Source organism: Xanthobacter cornucopiae (assembly GCF_043195065.2).
GTDB lineage: Bacteria > Pseudomonadota > Alphaproteobacteria > Rhizobiales > Xanthobacteraceae > Xanthobacter.
In genome coordinates this window covers 4,857,711-4,873,108 of sequence record NZ_CM195531.1, presented here as the reverse complement: position 1 = coordinate 4,873,108, position 15,398 = coordinate 4,857,711, and the positions used below count along the sequence as shown (strand labels likewise).

At 69.9% G+C, this 15,398-nt stretch carries 15 protein-coding genes; 8 read left to right on the top strand and 7 right to left on the bottom strand.

Annotated features, from left to right (window positions below; all coding sequences use genetic code 11):
• Nucleotides 1–444: 444 nt before the first annotated feature.
• The 7 genes from V5F53_RS21390 to V5F53_RS21360 all read right to left on the bottom strand — a co-directional run bounded on the left by V5F53_RS21390 (nt 445) and on the right by V5F53_RS21360 (nt 7,422).
• Nucleotides 445–1,671: an acyl-CoA dehydrogenase family protein gene (locus V5F53_RS21390; protein ID WP_393995665.1), complete on the bottom strand. Its 1,227-nt coding sequence runs from the start codon at nt 1,669–1,671 to the stop codon at nt 445–447.
• A 41-nt stretch (nt 1,672–1,712) separates the two neighbouring features.
• The gene (locus V5F53_RS21385; RefSeq protein WP_393995664.1) at nt 1,713–2,705 is read right to left on the bottom strand and encodes an NrtA/SsuA/CpmA family ABC transporter substrate-binding protein; all 993 of its coding nucleotides are present in this window, start codon (nt 2,703–2,705) and stop codon (nt 1,713–1,715) included.
• A 90-nt stretch (nt 2,706–2,795) separates the two neighbouring features.
• Nucleotides 2,796–3,518: an ABC transporter ATP-binding protein gene (locus tag V5F53_RS21380; protein WP_393995663.1), complete on the bottom strand. Its 723-nt coding sequence runs from the start codon at nt 3,516–3,518 to the stop codon at nt 2,796–2,798.
• Nucleotides 3,515–4,399, bottom strand: coding sequence for an ABC transporter permease subunit (locus V5F53_RS21375; protein ID WP_393995662.1), 885 nt, complete (start codon nt 4,397–4,399; stop codon nt 3,515–3,517). The genes V5F53_RS21380 and V5F53_RS21375 overlap by 4 nt, the downstream gene beginning before the upstream one ends.
• A gap of 1 nt (nt 4,400) precedes the next feature.
• The gene (locus tag V5F53_RS21370) at nt 4,401–5,531 is read right to left on the bottom strand and encodes an LLM class flavin-dependent oxidoreductase (RefSeq protein WP_393995661.1); all 1,131 of its coding nucleotides are present in this window, start codon (nt 5,529–5,531) and stop codon (nt 4,401–4,403) included.
• 80 nt (nt 5,532–5,611) lie between these two features.
• Nucleotides 5,612–6,724 (bottom strand): cytochrome-c peroxidase, encoded by a 1,113-nt coding sequence (locus tag V5F53_RS21365; RefSeq protein WP_393995660.1) that lies wholly within the window; start codon nt 6,722–6,724, stop codon nt 5,612–5,614.
• A gap of 47 nt (nt 6,725–6,771) precedes the next feature.
• The gene (locus V5F53_RS21360) at nt 6,772–7,422 is read right to left on the bottom strand and encodes a transporter substrate-binding domain-containing protein (protein WP_393995659.1); all 651 of its coding nucleotides are present in this window, start codon (nt 7,420–7,422) and stop codon (nt 6,772–6,774) included.
• A gap of 496 nt (nt 7,423–7,918) precedes the next feature.
• On the opposite strand from V5F53_RS21360, the gene V5F53_RS21355 reads away from it, so the two are divergent.
• The 8 genes from V5F53_RS21355 (at nt 7,919) to V5F53_RS21320 (ending at nt 15,303) form a co-directional block, all read left to right on the top strand.
• Nucleotides 7,919–9,001, top strand: a complete 1,083-nt coding sequence (locus V5F53_RS21355) for an ABC transporter substrate-binding protein (protein WP_393995658.1) — start codon at nt 7,919–7,921, stop codon at nt 8,999–9,001.
• Nucleotides 9,002–9,096: 95 nt separating this feature from the next.
• Nucleotides 9,097–9,942 (top strand): ABC transporter permease, encoded by an 846-nt coding sequence (locus tag V5F53_RS21350; protein WP_393995657.1) that lies wholly within the window; start codon nt 9,097–9,099, stop codon nt 9,940–9,942.
• A gap of 31 nt (nt 9,943–9,973) precedes the next feature.
• Nucleotides 9,974–10,762 (top strand): ABC transporter ATP-binding protein, encoded by a 789-nt coding sequence (locus V5F53_RS21345; RefSeq protein WP_393995656.1) that lies wholly within the window; start codon nt 9,974–9,976, stop codon nt 10,760–10,762.
• A 101-nt stretch (nt 10,763–10,863) separates the two neighbouring features.
• Nucleotides 10,864–11,253 carry a tetratricopeptide repeat protein gene (locus V5F53_RS21340; protein ID WP_393995655.1) on the top strand — a complete coding sequence of 130 codons (390 nt, stop codon included), beginning with the start codon at nt 10,864–10,866 and terminating at the stop codon, nt 11,251–11,253.
• Nucleotides 11,254–11,399: 146 nt separating this feature from the next.
• A complete protein-coding gene (ssuD, locus tag V5F53_RS21335) occupies nt 11,400–12,572 on the top strand; it encodes an FMNH2-dependent alkanesulfonate monooxygenase (RefSeq protein ID WP_393995654.1) in 1,173 nt (390 codons plus the stop codon).
• Between the two features lie 23 nt (nt 12,573–12,595).
• Nucleotides 12,596–13,606 carry an ABC transporter substrate-binding protein gene (locus V5F53_RS21330; protein ID WP_393995653.1) on the top strand — a complete coding sequence of 337 codons (1,011 nt, stop codon included), beginning with the start codon at nt 12,596–12,598 and terminating at the stop codon, nt 13,604–13,606.
• A 10-nt stretch (nt 13,607–13,616) separates the two neighbouring features.
• Nucleotides 13,617–14,435: an ABC transporter ATP-binding protein gene (locus V5F53_RS21325; RefSeq protein WP_393995652.1), complete on the top strand. Its 819-nt coding sequence runs from the start codon at nt 13,617–13,619 to the stop codon at nt 14,433–14,435.
• The gene (locus V5F53_RS21320; RefSeq protein ID WP_393995651.1) at nt 14,428–15,303 is read left to right on the top strand and encodes an ABC transporter permease; all 876 of its coding nucleotides are present in this window, start codon (nt 14,428–14,430) and stop codon (nt 15,301–15,303) included. The genes V5F53_RS21325 and V5F53_RS21320 overlap by 8 nt, the downstream gene beginning before the upstream one ends.
• The last annotated feature ends 95 nt before the right edge of the window (nt 15,304–15,398 follow it).

Genomic DNA, 15,398 nt, shown 5'->3' with positions numbered 1-15,398 from the left:
ATCCAGTTGGCACCAGCCGAAGACCGAGACCGATGGCATAATACCAAAGGTCCATGAGCGTGACTCATGGGCCTTTGGTCAAGCCCGCGCGGCGCTTGAGCGGATCTAGTTGGCACCAGCCGAAGACCGGGGCCGATGGTATAAGAATCGGGAAGCACGGCAAGGTCGCGCGCCCATGCCGGCCCGGCGAGACCCGCCGGCACGCCTGCGGCACCGCCCGTGCCCCGGCAGACCACCGCCCGAGGGGTTTGTTTGGCATCATCGCTTCCGATGGAACAGGCGCCGCGCACCGGCGCCTGCCCGCCCCATGCGCGTCCCTCCCGTGGCGCCGGAGCTAGTGCTCGCCGTCACCACGGCCCGTGAGCATGGCTCACGGGCCGTGGTGACCTGCGTACGGCATGAACCCTCGGCCTGGGGAACACGGGCCGAGGGACGGCAATCGGGTCAGAAGAACCCCTTGGCGGGCAGCGGCGTGCCCTTCACCAGCAGCGCGCCGATGGCCTGGGCCTTATAGCTCGCGGGGTTGTGCGCGGCGATGGTGCGGGCGTTGCGCCAATGGCGATCGAGATTGACGCTGCGCTCGGTGGCGGAGGCGCCGCCCACCTCGAACAGGAGCGAGGCGGAGCGCAGGGCCAGGTCGTCCACCACCAGCTTGGCCTCGGCCGCCGCGCGGGCAGCCACCGCGCCCAGCGCTTCCGCCGGTTCGCCCCGCTCACGGGCATCGCTGGCGCGGCCAAGGGCATCGGCGGCGGCGAGCACGATGGCTTCGGCCGCAAAGGCATTGGCGGCGATCTTGCCGATGGTTTCCTGCAGCAGCAGGTCGTCCACCGGCTGCGGGGTGGGGGCGTAGTAGAACGAGCGCTTGCGTCGCTTCACCAGGGCTATGGCGTCGGCCAGAACACCCTTGACGATGCCCGCCACCACGGTGGTGAGGAACAATTGCGCCTGGGTGTTGGAATAGGCGAGGCCATAGCCCCGGTCCGGCGTGTCAAAGATGACCTCGTCGGCCTCCACCCGCACGTTGTGAAAGCGCGTGGTGCCCGAGCCGGTGAGGCGCTGGCCGGCGCCATCCCAGTCGTCCACCACCTCCAGGCCCTCACGGCTGGTGGGGATGATGACCGAGGCGACGCGCCCGTCGGTGGTGCCCACGCGCACCAGCATGGCATCGGCGAACAGCGTGCCGGTGGAGTAGTATTTCACGCCGTTCAGGCGGAAGCCCTCGCCGTCGGCGGTCAGCAGGGTGTCAGGCACCACGCCGCCGGCCGGGTTGGAGCCCGCCTCGGTGCTGGCGAGGCCGAACAGCGCGCCCTCGCGCACCGCCTGTTGCCAGGCGCGGGCCCGGTCGCCCTCCGGCAGCCGCGTGAACTGCTCGGCCACCGTGAAGTGGTTGCGGAAGATGTGGGCGACATTGGCATCCACCGCCGCCAGCTCCAGCGCCAGCTTGTAGACCTCGCGAAAGCTGGCATCAGCCCCGCCGTCCGCCTTGGCGAGTCGTAGCGCGCCGAACCGCGCCTTGCGCAGGAGGTCCAGCGCCTCGAGCGGCAGGATGCGTTTCAGCTCCCGCTCGGAGGCACCGACCCCGATATGATCGAACAGCGGCTTCCACTGCGCCGGATCGGCGGTGGGGCCCGCCGGCAGGACGACGGGAAGATCGGTGACAGGCTTGTTCATGACGGGTCCTGAAGGCTCAAGAAGAGGGCGCCCCGGACGGCTCACAGCCGCGCGAGGTGATCGGAGACGGTGATGGATTCGGGCAGGATCTTGCGGGCCGTCAGCCAGTCGGCGGCCTTCTGCAATTGCGCCACGAAGGCGGCGTCCGACACCGGGATGAGTGTGTAATGGCGCTGGCGCGCGATGAACTGGTCGCGGATGGCATCGCTGTAGCCGGCCCGCTTCTGAACGATGGTCTCGGCCTCCACCACATTGGCGTTCGTCCACTTGGCCTCCTCGCCGTAGGCGGCGGCGACGGCGCGGACGATTTCCGAGTTTTCCTGCGCGAACTTGCGGCTGGTCACATAAGAACTGTAGTCGATGAAGAAATCGAGGTCCCGTCCCTCCAGGAACACATCGTGGGCCTTGTAGTCGAGCCGCGCGATGTCCACGCTCGGGCTCCACATGGACCACGCGTCCACCTTGCCGGAGGCGAAGGCGGGGCCGGCATCCTGCGGGTTGAGATAGACGAACTTCACCTTCGACCGGTCGATGCCGTTCTTTTCCAGAGCCGCCACCACCAGGAACTCGCCGAGCCCGGAGCGGTTGACCGCCACCGACTTGCCCACCAGATCCTCGACCTTGTCGATGCCGGAGCCGTCCTTGGCGATGATGGCGGTGGTGCGCGGCTCGTAGAGCACGAACTGGCTGAACACCAGGGGCGAGCCGGCGATAATGGCGGCGAACGCCGGCGTGGTGGAGCCGCCGAAGCCGAAATCGGCGCTGCCGCCGGTCACCGCCTGGAGGGTCGGCGCATGGTTGGGGAAGGGACCGAGCCATTCCACCTTGATGCCCTTATCGGCCAGCGCCTTCTCGAAGGTGCCGCGCTCCTTGGCGATCAGGGTGAGGCCGTGGAAACCCCAGGTGAGGCGCACCGTATCGGTGTTGCGGGTGTCGGCGGCGGCGGCGCGCGGCAGCAGGCCGCCGGCCGCGGCAAGTCCGGCGAGGCCCGCGCCGAGCACCTGCCGGCGGGAGGGGTGGAAAAACGAGGTCATGTCAGCCTCCAGGGCAGCGGGAGCAGGTTCGGAACAGCATCGCGCCGCACGCCGGGCCCTTGGGCGGACCGGTGCGCGCGGCGATCCCGGTCAGTCGAGGGCGAGGGCGGTCTCGACCCCGAGCTCGGCCAGAAGGATGGCGCGGGTGGCGGCGGGCTGGCCCGGCCCCGGCGCGCGATAGGCGGCGGCGACGGCGCCGTCGCGCATGACCAGGATGCGGTCGGCCAGCGCCACCGCCTCGCCCACGTCGTGGGTGACGAGCAGCACGCCGGGCCGATGGCGGGCCACCAGGTCCTTCACCAGCACATGCATGCGGATGCGGGTGAGCGCATCGAGGGCGGCGAAGGGCTCGTCGAGCAGCAGCAACTCCGGCTCCTGCACCAGCGCCCGCGCCAGCGCCACGCGCTGGGCCTGGCCACCGGAGAGGTTCCGGGGCCAGTCGTCCAGGCGGCCGCCGAGCCCCACTTCCGCCAGGGCGGCGGCGGCGCGCTCCCGCGCCCCCGCGCCCGGAAGGCCCAGCGCCACGTTCCGCCACAGGCTGTCCCATGGCAGCAGGCGATGCTCTTGAAACACCACCGCCGGCCGCCGCGGCGCCTCGATGCGCCCGCCGTCGATGGCATCGAGCCCGGCCAGCGCCCGCAGCAGCGTGGTCTTGCCGCAACCGCTCTCGCCCAGCAAAGCGACGAATTCCCCGCGCGCGATCTCAAGGTCCAGCCCGTCGATGACCACCCGCTGGCCATAGGCGCGGCGCAGGCCGGTCACCTTCACCGCCGGAGATGGGTCCACACGGGACGCGGTGGCGCGCGGACTCATCGGCCGGCCCCGCCGAAATTGGGGTGCCACGCCAGCAGCCGGCGTTCCAGCAGGCGGGCGATGCTGTCGGCGGCCACGCCGATCAGCGCATAGATGACGATGGTGAGCACCACCACGTCGGTGCGCAGGAACTCCCGCGCATCCATCGCCAGGAAGCCGATGCCGGATTCGGCGCCGATGGTTTCCGCCACCACCAGGGCCAGCCACGCGGTGGCCAGGGAATAGCGCACCCCGGTGAGGATGGAGGGCAGCGCGCCCGGCAGGATGATGCGCCAGATCATCTGCCCAACGCCGAGCCCCTGCACCCGCCCGAGCTCCACCAGCTTGGGGTCCACCTGGCGGATGCCCAGGGTGGTGTTGATGTAGATGGGAAACGCCACGCCCAGCGCCACCAGGAACACCTTCTGCCCCTCACCGACGCCGAACCAGACGATGACCAGCGGCAGCAGCGCCAGGAATGGAATGGCGCGCACCATCTGCACGCTGCGGTCCAGCAGCGCCTCGGCAAGCCGCGAGAAGCCAACCAGCACCCCGAGCGCAAAGGCAATGCCGCCGCCGATGACGAAGCCGGTGGCGGCCCGCAGCAGGCTGGTGCCGAGATCGGCCAGCAGCGACCCCGTGGTGGCGAGGCGCCAGGCGGTGCGCAGCACCTTGCTGGGGGCCGGCAGCACCTGGGGCGAGACGACGCCGGCCTGCGCCAACGCCTCCCACAGCACCACGACGATGACCGGCACCAGCCATGACAGCAGAATGAAGCGCGAGCCGCCACCGGCGGCGCCGAAGGCACGCGCGCCGACGTGCGCGGCCCGCCGAGGCCCGGCGGCGCGGGCGGGCCCGATGCCGGGCCTGGGCCATGCGGCGGTCTGGTCGGACTGGCTCATGTCACCTGGGCCCCGGCGTGGCGGCGGAGGCATCGGCCCGGCGCGGGCCGCCGAAGACGTGCCGGATATCGGTGCGCGCCTCCGGCGCGGCACGGCCGAGACGGGGGAACACCTCGGCGGCGAAGCGCTCCAGCTCCGCTTTCAGCGGCTGGAACTGGAGCATGAACAGTTCGATGCCGGCGGCGTGGAACGCCCTGATGCGCTCGGCCACCTGGTCGTAGGTGCCCACCAGGCCAGCCGCCGTGCCGCCATTGGTCCCCACCCGCGGCGACTTGCCGAAGGTCTTGATCATGACCACGTTGGCATCGGTGCGGGCGGAAAGGTCGGCGCGGGCGGCGGCGTCCCGGTCCGCCAGCGCCAGCAGGTGGCGGTAGTAGTCGTGCGCCTCGCGCTCGCTGTCGCGGGCGATGACGAAGGCGGCGAGGCCGAATCCCAGCGGCGCCCCCCGGCGCGGCCGCCGCCGGAGGTCGGCGATGATGGCCTCCACATCCTCGATGGGCTGACCGTTGATGAAGAACACGTCGGCGTGGTCCGCCGCCAGCGCGCGGGCGGGCTCTGATTCCCCACCGAGATAGATGCGCGGGCGGGCGCGATGGAGGTCCTTCGGCGTCAGCCGATAGTCGGTGATCTGGAAGTTCTCGCCGGCATGGGTGACGCTCTCGCCGCGCAGCAGCCGTTCCACCACCGCGATCCACTCGCGGCCATAGGCATAGCGCTCGTCATGGGCGCCGAAGGGCAGGCCCGCCTTCTCGAACTCCGCCCGGTTCCAGGCATTCACCAGGTTGAAGCCGAACCGGCCGCCGGAGATGTTCTCGATCTGCAGGGCCATCTTGGCCAGCACCACCGGGTGATACAGATAGGGCTTGATGGCGGCCAGGATCTCGATGCGGCTGGTGAGCGCGGCCAATGCGGCGGAGGCGGTCCAGGCCTCGATCTGGTCCTTGTCCGGCAGGTGCGGGTTCACCGTGTGCTGGGCCACCAGGGTCGCGTCATATCCCAGCGCCTCGGCCCGCAGCACCACGTCCCGGTTGTGCTCCCACGACGCGTCGAATGGCTCGTCCGGGTCCTGCCAGGCGGCGCGTGGTCCGTGCACGGGCGCCCACACACCAATGCGCAAAGGAATGGAACTCATGGCCTCGCCTCATATTCACTTAATCCATCAGAATTATTGAGTATGAAAATGTCAAGCCATGTCCGGGTTTCTTCCGGGGATCACAGGCAGCGCAGGAAGGCGACCAGGGCCGCCTGTTCCGCGTCCGAGAGGCCGAGCGGGCGCAGCGGCGCGGCCCGGCGCGCGGCATGCGGATAGAGCGGCCGGGCGGCTTCGCCGGCATTGCGCGCCCACACCTCGCCGCCGCCGCGATCATAGAAACGGACGACGCCTTCCAGGGTCGGGAACAGGCCGTTGTGCATATAGGGCGCGCTTGCGGAAATGTGCCGCAGGCTGGCGGTGCGGAAGCGGCCCGCATCCTCCGGCCGGCCGGTGACCGCGATCCGCCCCAGGTCCTCCGCCGGCTCGCCGAAGAAGGACAGGCGTAGATTGTGGAACAGGCCATCGGCAAGGCCCGGCCCGAAATGGCAGTTGGCGCAGCGCGCCTTGGTACGGAACAGGTGCAGGCCGGCGATCTCCTGGTCATCGAGCGCGGCGGAATCGCCGGCGGCGAAGCGATCGAACCGGCTGGGCCCGTCGAGACCGGCGAGATAGGCCGTCAGCGCCGCGCCCAGGCTGCGCGCCGTCACCCCCTCGCCTGGAAACACGTGTGCGAAGACGGCCGCATCCGGCGATGCGGCGATGCGGGCCAGCACCATCCCGAGCGTGTCGTTGCCCATCTCGCCCGGCGCCGTCAGCGGCGTCAGCACCCGCGCGGCAAGGTCCGCGCTGCGCCCGTCCCAGTCGAACGCGGACTGCCACGACACCGCCACCAGCGCCGGCGGATGGCGCCGCCCCGCCACGCCGCCCACGCCACGGGCCAGCGGCGTTCCCACGCTGAAGCCATGCTCCGGCGCGTGGCAGGTCGCGCAGGCGATGGTGCCGTCCACCGACAGGCCCGGGTCATGAAACAGCCGCGCCCCCAGCGCCACGCGGTCCGGCGCGGGCGATGACGCAGGCGGCGCCGCGTCCAGCTCCACGAATGCGATGCCCGGGTCGATCAAGGGCGCCGGCCAGCCCGCCGGCGGGCCGGAATAGGCGGCGCGCAGCGCCTGCGGACCGAGAGCCCCCTGCGGACCAAGCGCCCCCTGCGGACCGGGCAGCGCCGGCGGCTCCGCGCGCGCGAGCGGTGGAGCGGCGGCCACCGCCAGCAGCAGCGCCAGCACGACCGGCACGCGCCGGCGGCATCGCCGCGTGATCTCGTTCCGCCGCGCCCGCCGGTTCAATGGCAATCGGCCGCCACCTGATCGCGATAGACCTCGAACGAGACCGTGGAGGCCCATTTCTCCCGCCGCTGCCGCCAGCGCTCCCGGGTGCCGAGCTCGGCCAGGGCGCGCCGCACCTCCGGTTCGAGGTCGGGCCGCGCGGGCGCCGTGGCCACCACCAGCGCCGAGGGCTCCACCGCCGGCAGGGTGGCCGAGAACTTCTGCCACGAGCGCTTGACCAGCAACGGCTCCAGCAACGTCGCGTCATGGAGCGCGGCATCGCACTCGCCGGTACGCATGTGCATCAGCGCCACCGCCGGCGCCCGCACCAGCTGCACCCGCGCGCCCAGTTGCGACGCCAGCCGCTGGCCCTGGACATTGGCCTGGGAGACACACACCACGCGCCCCTTGAGCGCCTCCCAGGACGCCAGCGGACGATCGGTCCGCATGGCCACGCCGAGGCCGGAGGCAAATCCCGCCTCCCGCGTGGTCGCCCGGGCGCGAAGCGGATCGTCGGCGCCGGCCCGGGCCACCAGCAGATCCACCCGCCCCGCGTCGAGGGCGGCAAGCGCCGCCCCGGGCGCCACCGGCACCAGGCGCAGCTCGGCGGAAAGCGCGTCCGCCAGCTCCGTGGCCAGCTCGATCTCGAATCCCTCCTCGGCGTACAACCGGCTGTCCGGCGCATCCGGCGGCGGCAGCCAGGGCACGCCCACCCTCAGCGGTCGCGCGGCGACTTCCGCCGCGCTGCCCGCGTCCCCCGCCGCAAACGCCGGCTGCGCACGCGCGGCGTCCGGCCCGGCCGGCACACTTGCCAGGAGAACCCCCAGCAGCAGGAGCAGGCCGCCCCCGGCGCGCGGAACGACGCGTCCGCGCGGGCGCCGCCAGAGCCGCGAGGATCGGGGCCGCCAGGAACCACGTGGAGGAAATAGAACGGACATCGACAGGGGCATGGGCATCGGAACCGGCAGGCGCGTCATTACGACGAAAGGCCAAGGCACACCGGCTCCGCCGCAGCCCCAGTCAAGCGACGGCGCCACAGGCGCCGATGCCGGATGGAAAAGCTGTTGCGCAGCCGGAAATTTTTTCTATAAAATCCATTGAATAAATTAATTGCAAGACCGTTCGCGGTCGAGCCCGGTTTTGCCCGTCTCTCAGGAGATCCTGATGCCCCACAGAATTTCCCCTCCCGTGCGCACCCGCCTCGCCTCCGGCCTGCTCGGCTTGGCCATGGGTCTGGCCGCATTCGCCCCGGCGCGCGCCGAGGAGGTGCTGCCCTCCATCAACCTGCAGTTGACCCCCTGGACCGTGATCGCCCAGGAAAAGGGCATCTTCAAGCAGGAGTTCGACAAGATCGGCACCACCAAGGTGAACCTGATCGCCTCCGGCGCGGCCGACCTGCTCGGCGCGGAAGCGGCGGCCGTGGGTGGCGGCGCCATCGCCATTGCCCAGCGCATGATCTATCCGGCCACCGTGCACCGCGCCAATGGTCTCGACGGCGTCATCATCTGGACCTCCGAGCCGTCCAACCGCTACCGCGCGCCAATCCTCGCCCGCGCCGACAACGACAAGATCAACTCGGTGGCCGACCTGGACGGCAAGAAGTTCGGCTCCTCGCGCATCTCCTGCTACTGGTCGTCGCCGTTCGAGGTGACCACCAAGGCCGGCCTGCCGTTCGATTCGCGCGAGAAGCAGGGCCGCATCCGCTACACGTCCATCGACAATTCGGCGGTCGCCATCTCCTCGGTGCTGTCCGGCGCCACAGACGCCACCACCGCGCATCTGGCCGCCGGCGCCTTCACCGGCGCCTGGCTGTCCGGCAAGCTGAAGGTGGTGGACCGTTCGCCCGACGACGGCATCTATGTGAACAACGCCGGCCGCGTCACCTATTTCGCCCGCCGCGATTTCGTGAACAAGTATCCGCAGGTGGTGAAGGCCTTCCTGGCCGCCCGCGAGAAGACCCGCGAATGGACCCTCGACCATGTGGACGAGGCCGCCGAGATCGTCGCCGACAAGACCCGCGTGCCGCTGGAAGTGGCGAAGTTCCAGATCACCCATGCGGGTGAATGGGAGTTCATGGCCGGCGAGCCCAATGCCGATCGCGCCCGCACCGCCATCAAGACCTTCCAGGCCTGGTACGTGGCCAATGGCGACGACATCCTGTCCGAGCGCGGCCTGACCGAGCCGCAGATCGACGCCTTCGTGGACGGCCGTTTCTTCGTCGGCGGCCCCTACTCCATCTACAACTGAGCACCAGCCGCCGGGGCCGCGCCGCCCCGGCGGCCGGCTCCGCCGCGCCCGGCCGGGCCCCGGCCAGCAGCCCCACGCACAGCACGAAGCACCCCATGGCCAATACATCGGACACCATTGAAGGCGCAGCCGTCGCCGCCGGCACCGTCGACCGGCCAGCGCCCCGGCGTTTCGGCTGGCCGGGCCGCGCGCCGAACCTCATCGGCTTCATCCTGCCCTTCGTCATCTTGACCCTGTGGCAGATCACGGCGGCCAACAAATGGGTGGACCCGGTGTTCCTGCCGGCCCCGCTCACGGTCGTTACCGCCTTCTGGAAGATGCTGACCAAGCAGAAGCTGGCGCTCGACTTCCTCGCCTCCATCAACATTGTCGGCCAGGCCTTCGTCTATGGCTCGGTGGTGGCGGTTGTGCTCGGCGTCGCGGCCGGACTATCGCGCAAGGTGGAGCAGTTCTTCGGGCCCACCTTCGACACCATCCGCCACATTCCCGGCATCGCCTGGCTGCCACTGATCGTGCTGTGGCTCGGCATCGGCGCACCGGCCAAGATCCTGGTCATCGCCAAGTCGGTGTTCTTCCCGGTGTTCCTCAACACGCTGCAGGGCATCCGCAACGTCGAGAAAAACTACATCGAGCTCGCCAAGGTGCTCACGCTGACCCGCTGGCAGCTGGTGCGCAAGGTCATCCTGCCCGCCGCCATGCCCTCCATCATGGTGTCGCTGCGCTATGCGGCGGGCCTCGCCTGGGCGCTGGTGGTGGTGGCGGAGGGCCTGTCCGGCCTGGAGGGCCTCGGCTTCCTCATCTTCCGCGCCCAGGGGCTGCTGCTCACCGACCAATTGCTGGTCTGCATGATCATCATCGGCCTGGTGGGCTTCGCCATCGACCGCTCCATGTACTTCGCCCAGAAGCGCGTCCTGAAATGGAAGCAGGGCTACGACGGCTGACCGCCATCCCCCGAACCCAAGGAGCCTTCCGATGGCGACCCCCGGACATCTCGAGATCCGCAACGTCACCAAGACCTATGCGCTGCCCGGCCGACCGCTGGTGAACGTGCTGTCGAACGTCTCGTTCGACGTGGCGCCGGGCGCCTTCGTGACCATTGTCGGGCCCTCCGGCTGCGGCAAGTCCACGCTGCTGCGCCTCATCATCGGCCTGGACGACGACTATCGCGGCGACATCCTGCTCAACAACCGCCGCATCTCCGGCACCGCGCTGTCGCGCGGCATCGTGTTCCAGGACCACCGCCTGCTGCCCTGGCTGACGCTGGAGCAGAACATCGGCCTCAGCCTGGAGAATTCCGGCTGGACCGCGAAGGAGAAGGCGGCAGCCATCGCCGAGCATATCGGCCTCGTCGGCCTGAAGGGCTTCGAGAAGGCCTATCCGCACGAATTGTCCGGCGGCATGGCGCAGCGCGCGGCCATCGCCCGCGGCCTCGCCAACCGGCCCGAGATCCTGCTCCTGGACGAGCCGCTGGGCGCCCTCGACGCGCTGACCCGCGTGCACCTGCAGGCCGAGATCCAGCGCATCTGGGAAACCGAGGGTGTCACCATGATCCTTGTCACCCACGACGTGGAAGAGGCGGTGTTCCTCAGCAACCGAGTGGTGGTGATGAGCGCCAATCCCGGCCGCATCGTCGCCGACGTGGCCATCGACCTGTCCTTCCCGCGCGACCGGGCGGACCCCGAATTCGTCGCCCTCAAGCGGCGGATCCTCGCCACCATGGGCGAGGACGGCCACCGCCCCGCCGCCTCCCGCGCGGCATGAGCACCGGCATGCGCGCGGCGCGCGGATGGCGCGGACCAAGGATTGGCGCGCGCGCTTTGGCGCTGGCCCTGACACTTTCCGGCGCCGGGTCGGCGATGGCCATGGACACCGCGCCCTCCACCGACCTGCCCGACCTCTCGGAGAGCCGCGCGGCGATCTACGCCGGCGACTACGAGCGCGCTCTCACCCTGCTGCTGCCGCTGACGCAGACCGTGCGGCACGCCGACCTCTATAACCTGCTCGGCTTCGCCACCCGCAATCTGAAGCGCTATGACGAGGCGGCCCGCTGGTACAAGGAAGCGCTCTTCTACGATCCCGGTCACCGTCCGGCGCTCGAATACCAGGGTGAACTGTTCATCGCCATCGGCGACTTCACCCGCGCTGGCAAAAATCTGGAGCTGCTGCGTCTGCTGTGCTTCCCCGATGGCTGCGAGGAACAGGGCAGGCTCGAGGCGGCGCTCATCGCCGCCGGCCATTCTCCCGCCCCCTGACCCTCCCCTGCGCCATCGCGCGTCTCGATCCAGCGACCGCCCGGCCGAGCCGCTAATTCGCAGGACTCAGCCGTATAATATATAAAATCCATTGACAATATGGATAAATGACTTCTATCCTAGCGGAAACCATGGAGGTCACCGTGATGAGCCAAGCCCAGCCCGCGCCCGGGAGCCCGAACTTCTTCTGGTTCATCCCCACCCATGGCGACGGAGCCTACCTTGGTTCGGAGACCCGGCAGCGTCCGCCGGAATTCGCCTATTTCCGCGAGGTGGCGCAGGCGGTGGACCGGCTCGGCTTCAAGGGCGTGCTGCTGCCCACCGGGCAGAGCTGCGAGGACAGCTGGATCACCGCCGCCGGCCTCGCCACCGCCACCGAGCGCCTGCGCTTCCTGGTCGCCCTGCGGCCGGGCGTGACCTCACCCGCGTTCGCGGCGCGGCAGGCGGCGGCGCTCGACCGGCTCAGCGACGGGCGGCTCCTGCTCAACGTGGTGGTGGGCGGGCATCCGGCGGAACTCGCCGCCGACGGCATCTTCCTCGACCATGACGCGCGCTACGCCCAGGCGTCGGAATTCCTCACCATTTGGCGCGATCTCGTCGCGGGCAAGACCGTGGACTTCTCCGGCCGCTATTACCGGGTGTCCCACGGCCGCCTCGACTTTCCGGTGGTGCAGCAGCCGCACCCGCCGCTGTGGTTCGGCGGCTCCTCGCAGGTCGGGCACGAGGTGGCGGCCGAGCACACCAGCGTCTACCTCTCCTGGGGCGAGCCGCCGCACCTGCTCAAGGACAAGCTGGCGGACGTGCAGGCCCGCGCTGCCGCGCGCGGCCGCAGGCTGAAGTTCGGCCTGCGCATCCATTTCATCGTGCGCGAGACCGAGGCCGAGGCCTGGGCCGCCGCCGAGAAGCTCATCTCCCACATCTCCGACGCGCAGATCGAGAGCGCCCAGCAGCGCTTCAACACCGAGATGGACTCCGTGGGCCAGGCGCGCATGGCCGCGCTCCAGCCCGGCGACCGCAACCGGCTGGAGATCGCGCCCAACCTGTGGGCCGGCGTCGGCCTGGTGCGGCGAGGCGCCGGCACCGCCCTGGTGGGCGACCCCAAGAGCGTCGCCGCCCGCATCCGCGAGTACCAGGACATCGGCATCGAGACCTTCATCGGCTCGGGCTATCCGCACCTGGAGGAAGCCTACCGCGTGGCCGAGCTGCTGTTCCCCGAGCTCGGCATCGACGGCCGCCGCCGCAGGGTGTCCGGCAACATCGTCAACGAATTCGCCGTGGGTTCGCATCTCGCCGAGCCGCCCCTCGCCGCCGCCTCCTGAGCGATCGAGCCAAGGACAGAACCATGATCTCCCACCTCACCCGCCTCTTCGCCTTCGGCCTTGCGCTCGGCGCAGCCGTCGCCGCCCTGCCGGCCCGCGCCGAAGGCACGCTGCGCATCGCCCAGCAGTTCGGCACCCTCTACACCCCCTTCCACGTGATGAAGGAGCAGGGGCTGATCGAGAAGCATGGCAAGGCGCTCGGCCTCGACATCAAGGTGGACTGGACCCGGCTGTCCGGCGGCGCCGCGATCAACGATGCCCTGCTGGCCGGCAACATCGACATCGCCTCCGCCGGCATCGGTCCGTTCCTCACCTTGTGGGACAAGACCCGCGGCACCGCCAATGAAGTGAAGATCATCGGCGCCTTCGGCGCCCAGCCCAACTTCCTCGTCACCAACAATCCCAATGTAAAGACCATCAAGGACTTCACCGAGAAGGACAGGATCGCCATGCCGGTGGCGGGCGTCTCGGTGCAGGCCCGCATCCTCCAGCTCGCGGCGGAGCAGGCGTTCGGCCCCGGAAACGCCAAGACGCTCGACCCGCTGATGCTGACCCTGCCGCACCCGGACGCCACCGCCGCCCTGCTCTCGGGCAGCACCGAGGTCACCGCGCACCTGTCCAATTCGCCATTCCAGAACCAGGCCCTGAAGGACCCCAAGATCCACAAGGTGCTGTCCTCCTACGACGTATTCGGCGGCCCGGTAACGCCGACGGTGGCCTACAGCACCATCAAGTTCCGCCAGGACAATCCCAAGACCTACAAAGCCTTCTTCGATGCCTTCCAGGAAGCGACCAAATGGGTCGAGGCCAACAAGGCGGAAGCGGCCCGGATCTATGTGAAGGTGGAACAGTCCAAGCTCGACCCCGCGTTCGTCACCGAGGTGCTTTCCGATCCCGACACCCAATATACGCTTGTGCCGCTCGGCACCCTGAAGTTCGCGGACTTCATGAACCGGATCGGCGCCATCAAGGCCAAGCCCGCCAGCTGGAAGGACTATACCTTCGAGGACCTGCACGCGGCCTCCGGTTCCTGAGGACGCGGCAATGACCGCTGCGCCCGCCACCTCCCTCCGCCCCGCCGCGCCCGCGCCAGGCGGGCCGGTGCTTGCCGTGCAAGGCCTCACCCTCGACTATGAGGGAGCCACGGGCCGCCACCGGGCGGTGGCGGATGTGAGCTTCACCGTGGCGGCGGCGGAACGGCTGGTGCTGCTCGGCCCCTCCGGCTGCGGCAAGTCCTCCATCCTCAAGGCGCTGGCCGGGTTCATCACCCCCGCCGCGGGCACGGTGGAGATGCGCGGGCGGCCGGTCACCGGGCCGGGGCCGGACCGCATCGTGGTGTTCCAGGAATTCGACCAGCTGCTGCCCTGGAAAAGCGTGCGCGACAACGTGGCGTTTCCGCTGCGTGTCGCCCGCAGGCTGTCGGCGCGGGAGGCGCGGGAGCGCGCCGAGGCGGCCCTGGTCAAGGTGGGCCTCGCCCGTGCGCTCGATGCCTATCCCCACACCCTGTCCGGCGGCATGAAGCAGCGCGCCGCCATCGCCCGGGCGCTCGCCACCGACCCCGACGTGCTGCTGATGGACGAGCCCTTCGCGGCCCTCGACGCCCTCACCCGCCATACCCTGCAGGAAGACCTGCTGGCGCTGGCGGACGAGCAGCGCTTCACGCTGGTGTTCGTCACCCATGCCATCGACGAAGCGGTGCTGGTGGGCACCCGCCTGCACCTGCTGGCCGCCCATCCCGGCCGCACCATCGCCACCTTCGACACCGCCGATCTCGGCCTTTCGGCACGCGGCACCCCGCGTTTCGAAGCCATGGTGCAGAACGTCCACGCCCTGTTGTTCGCCGACGGAGGGCGCCATGACTGATTCCACCGTCTCCACCGCCCGCCTCGCCCGCGGCGAGACGCGAGACCGCCCCGCCGCCGCGACACCGGTGCGCGGGCGCCTTGCCGCGCTGCTGGCGCGCGTCTGGCGCGTCACCCTGGTGCGCCGGGCGGTCGTCCTCCTCGCCCTGGCGGTGCTCTGGCAGGTGGCGGCGGAGTGGAAGGCCAGCCCGCTGCTGTTCCCCACCTTCACCGACACCATTTCCGCTTTGGTGGCGGGGCTGTCGCAGGAAGACCTGCTGCCGGCCACCGTGGCGTCGCTGACGGTGCTGCTCAAGGGCTATCTGCTGGCGGTGGCGCTCGCCCTCGCCTTCGTCTCACTGGCCATCGCCGTGCCCTTCTTCAAGGACGTGCTGCTGACGCTGACCGCCATGTTCAACCCGCTGCCGGCCATCGCCCTGCTGCCTCTGGCCATGCTCTGGCTGGGCCTGGGCGAAGCCAGCCTGCTGCTGGTGATGGTGCATGCGGTGTTGTGGCCGTTCGCCCTGTCCGCCCTCACCGGCTTCGAGCAGGTGCCCGAAGCCCAGCGCCTGGTGGGCCGCAACTATGGCCTGCGGGGCCCATCCTACGTGGCGTTGATCCTGGTGCCGGCGGCGCTGCCCTCGCTGCTCTCGGGCCTGAAGATCGCCTGGGCCTTCGCCTGGCGCACCTTGATCGCGGCGGAGCTGGTGTTCGGCGTCTCCTCCCGCGCCGGCGGTCTCGGCTGGTATGTCTATCGCAGCCGCAACGAGCTGCTCACCGACCGCGTGTTCGCCGGGCTGGTGACGGTCATCCTCATCGGCCTGCTGGTGGAGGTGCTGTTCCGCATCGTGGAGCAGCGCACGGTCGTGCGCTGGGGCCTGCAGCGCTGATCCCACTCCCCCCCGGCCAAGGGCCAAGCGTCGCGCCGGCATCCGATCGCGGCGCGACAGGCCGGCGGCCATCGGTCGCGTCCGCCTGGCGGACG